The sequence below is a fragment of the Stenotrophomonas sp. 05L44_2 genome (assembly GCF_056665995.1).
The window spans coordinates 1-4061 of record NZ_JBFTNR010000383.1; the positions used below are offsets into that span (position 1 = coordinate 1).

Annotated in this window: 1 protein-coding gene and 1 pseudogene; both read right to left on the reverse strand. The window is 67.3% G+C overall.

Going from position 1 to position 4061, the window contains the following annotated elements:
* Nucleotides 1–2797 (reverse strand): annotated as a pseudogene (locus AC1VAN_RS13980) (cyclic beta 1-2 glucan synthetase); the annotation flags it as partial.
* A gap of 224 nt (nt 2798–3021) precedes the next feature.
* Entirely contained in the window at nt 3022–3987 is a 966-nt protein-coding gene (locus tag AC1VAN_RS13985; RefSeq protein ID WP_480986006.1) for an AraC family transcriptional regulator, read from the reverse strand.
* Nucleotides 3988–4061: the final 74 nt, after the last annotated feature.

Here is a 4061-nt window from a genome sequence, read left to right on the forward strand (position 1 = left end):
GCAGGTGACGTCGCGTGACGGCCATGCGCCAGAGCGTGCGCAGCACGGCGTCACTGGCCAGCAGTGCTTCGTAGGGCAGGCACGCTATCTGGGTGGACGCGCGCAGCAACGACTGCAACGTGCCGCGCCCGACCTTGATGTAATGCGCTTCCAGCGGGGTGTCTTCCGGAACGCTCAGGCCATCACGCAGCATGCCTATCAGCGGCGGCGCGAACCACAGCGCCAGCACCCACGCGGTCCACGCAGCAGGGTTCCGCGCGTACAGCCAACCGGCTACCAACAGCGCCAGGGCAGCGATCGGCACCACGCTCCGGCGCAGGTTGTCCAGCAACTTGCCGCGCGAGAGCAGGCTGAGCCGGTTGCGCTCCCAACCCGAACCCGGGCGCGGTGTCCACGGCAACAACCACGGCAGCAGCTGCCAGTCGCCACGGATCCAGCGCGCACGGCGCTTGGCGTCGGCGGCGTAGCGCTCGGGATAGTCCTCGTACAGGCGCACATCACTGACCAGGCCTGCGCGTGCATAGCAGCCTTCCAGCAGATCGTGGCTGAGGATGCGGTTCTCGGGCAGGCGGCCCTCCAGCGCATGCTCGAAGGCGTCGACGTCATAGATACCCTTGCCCACGAACGAGCCTTCGTCGAACAGGTCCTGGTAGACGTCGGAAACCATGCGCGTGTACGGATCGATGCCGGGCTCGCTGCCGAACATTCTGGCAAAACGCGAGGTGCGGCGCCGGCCCAGGCTGGTGCCGACGCTGGGCTGCAGGATGCCGTAGCCCTCCACCACGCGTTGCAGCTGCGGATCGAAGCGCGGGCGGTTGAGCGGGTGCGCCAAGGTGGCGACGAACGCGCGTGCCGCATCCCGCGGAAGCTGCGTGTCCGAGTCCAGCGTGATGACGTAACGGACGCCGATCAGGGCCGCCGCGTCTCCGACGATGCGCATGAACGCCGCCGCATCGCCTTGGCGGAGCAGGGCATTGAGCGCGGCCAGCTTGCCTCGCTTGCGCTCGTGGCCCATCCACACACCTTCGCCCGGATTCCATTGCCTGGGCCGGTGCAGCAGGTAGAAGCGGTCGCCGCGCTCGGGCGCGTAGCGATGGTTCAGTTCCTCGATCCGTGCCACGGCGTGCGCAAGCAGAGCGTCGTCCATCGGCGCCTGTGCTGCTGGCGCGTCGAGAAAATCCGTCAACAACACGAAGCGCAGCTGGGGATCGCGGTTGGCCAGGAAACGCACCTCCAGCGCTTCGACCAGAACGTCGATGCCGTCGACGCTGGACAGCATCGAGGGGACCGCGACCACGGTGGCGCACGCGGCAGGAATGCCTTCGCTGAAATCGAGCTTGGGAAGCGGCCTGGGGGCGACCAGCACCGTCGCGGTCCAGTTCACCAGCACGATGCCGAGTTCACTGAACACCAGCAGCCCGAGCAGCGCGGCCAGCCAGACAGGTACCGAGCCGCTGCCGGTTGCCAGCAGGCCGCTGGTGGCCAGCACCGCCAGCAGGCCGATCGGCAGCAGGTACAGCGCAAGCGGCACGCGATGCGCCAGTCGACGTGCCTTGCGGTGGCGCGGTGCTGCCTCGGCCACCGCCGCAACAGTGGTCTGCAGGCCTTCGCCGACCAGCCAGTAGCCCACGTGCGTGCGTGGGCCGTCCGCCGGCGTAGCCGCCCGTGCCAGGTCCAGCGCGATGGTCGCAACGCGTTCCTCGGCGATGCGGCTGCCGCGGGCAATCTTCTCCACCACATGGCGGTAGGCATCGCGGGTGCCGAAATCCATCTGCGCATAGACGCCCATGGGGTCTTCCCGCAGCCGCTGCTCGACCACACTCATGTCTTCGACAAAGGTGCGCCAATCCATGGTGGAGAGGAAACGCAGGCTGCCGATGCTGTTGCCGATGGAGACCTGGTCGGCCGCCTGCTGCTGCCCCTCGGCGGCAACCAGTTCGTCGATGCGCTGCCCAGCCGCTGCCGCCCACTGTTCCAGCCACGCGATGGGCATGGCCCACGCGCCGCCGCGCCCCTGCAGCGAGCGCGTCAGCTCGGCGATGAACGCGCCGGTCAGCGGCGGCGCGGATCGCGCCATGTCGGCAACCACCAGGACCACATCAGTAGGGGTGTCGGACGCCGCGCGATTGAGCTGGTCGGCCCACTGCGCAGCCAGGCGGCGGTCGGTCCCATCGCGCATCACCCGCGCGGCCATGCGCCGCAGGTTCTCCAGCAGCGCCAGGCGCAGCATGATCGGAACGGCCCACAGTTCGCCCAGGCTCAGCGGCGCGAGCGACTGGTACGAGGCGATGAAGCGGCCCAGCGTATCGGCGTCAATGCGGCCGTCACCGTGCGCGATCGCCTGCATCGACAGCTCATACACCCGTGGCAACCCGGCCGATGGGCCGGAGGCAAGTGAAGGCAACTGGCGGCTGTAGCCGCGCGGCAGGTGGCGTCGCGCGGTCTGGATCTGTTCTTCGACCAGGTAGTAGTTGTCGAGCAGCCATTCCCCCGCCGGGGTGACCGGCCGCTGTTCGCGCACCACGCTGCTCAGCAGCGTGTTGGCGTCTTCCAGCACGCGCTCGTTGGCCTGCAGTCGTTCGAGCAGGCGCTCCGGGCTGGGGCGCAACCGCACGCGATGCTGTCGCGCAAGTGCGCGGCCGTACTCCTCCATCTGTTCAACGTTGTACAGCGCGGCACGCAGTGGGCCCTCGGTGGCCTCGATGGCCGGGGCCGAGGCCTGGTGCTCACGCCAGCGCCAACGCACACGACGACGCAGGCGCAGCCAGCGGCCAAAAAGACGACGAAGGTGGGGCATAGGTTACCGATGGGGGCAGGGCGCGTCCTGCATGGTTGCATTGCAGGGGCCGTGGTAACTGTGAAGGCCGGGCCCGGTTGGCGTGGTCGCCGCTCAATGCGGTCTGATCCTGAGGCGACCCGGAGTCAGCAAGGCAAGGGTAGTGCCGGCCGCTGGCCGGCAACGCGCCATCCATCGCGCTCCTCGACTACGATGGATGCCGAGCCTGCTCGGCGCACTTCTTTCTATGTCGAGGCCAAGGCGCGCCCGCGCCGGGTCGCCCCAGGCGAGTGCCCGATGACGCGCTTGTAGGCGCGACTGAAAGCGGCCTGCGACGCGTAGCCGAGGCGCTCTGCCACTACCTCGATCGGTAGGCTCTGGTGGGTCAGCCATTGACTTGCCAATTGCATTCGCAGCTCAGTCACGTACCGCAGGGGTGCGGTTCCAATAACTGTCTGGAACCGATCTGCAAAGACAGAGCGTGAGACGTTGGATTCTGCGGCCAGCGCTTCGACGGTCCAGTCACGCCCGGGGTCTCTGTGCAGGGCAAGCAACGACAGCGATAGACGCGGGTCGCGCATGGCCATGACCAGGCCGGATGCGCCGTCGCAACCGCGCTCGACCCAGTCACGAACGATCATGGCGGCCACTGCATCCGCCAGCCGGGAGAGTATTCCTGCATATCCGATACGTCCGGAGCAGACCTCGCGCTTCATCGCGTCGACCATGGGCAACAGCCCAGGGAACTGCGTGCCGTTGCCATCGGCCAACATCACCGCCGGCATCACCTTGCTCAGCCCTTGCATGCCGCCCAGATCGAACACCATGCAGCCGTGGAAGAGCACTGCGCTCGGCACGGCGTGCGTGCTCGGGCACGTGTCTATGCCGCTCACCGCGTCACCCAGCGGGGCTGCGTCTATCGTTTCCAGGCACTGGACGGGGTGCTCGTCGCCCGACAGCAACGCGTGTCCTTCTCCGCGGGGAAGAAGCACGACATCCCCGTCAGACAGGCGGTGTTGGCTGCCGTCCGCGCCACGAAGAAYSGCMGTRCCCACTGCSAGGTAATGGAAGTAGGCATGGCCYGGCTTCGGRGGAAATCCAAGSCCAAAGSKCGGYCCGGTCTGRATGCGYCGGTAYTGAACGCCRTGSAGCCGCATGCCGGTCAGCAGYTCGCTGATCAGRTCGGTGGGCTGGGATGGAGCGTGGCTCATGAGACGACCCGGGGTTTCGATCAAAAATACAGGTCAKGCAATCATAGATCATCCGGGCGTGGCTCCCTAGACTC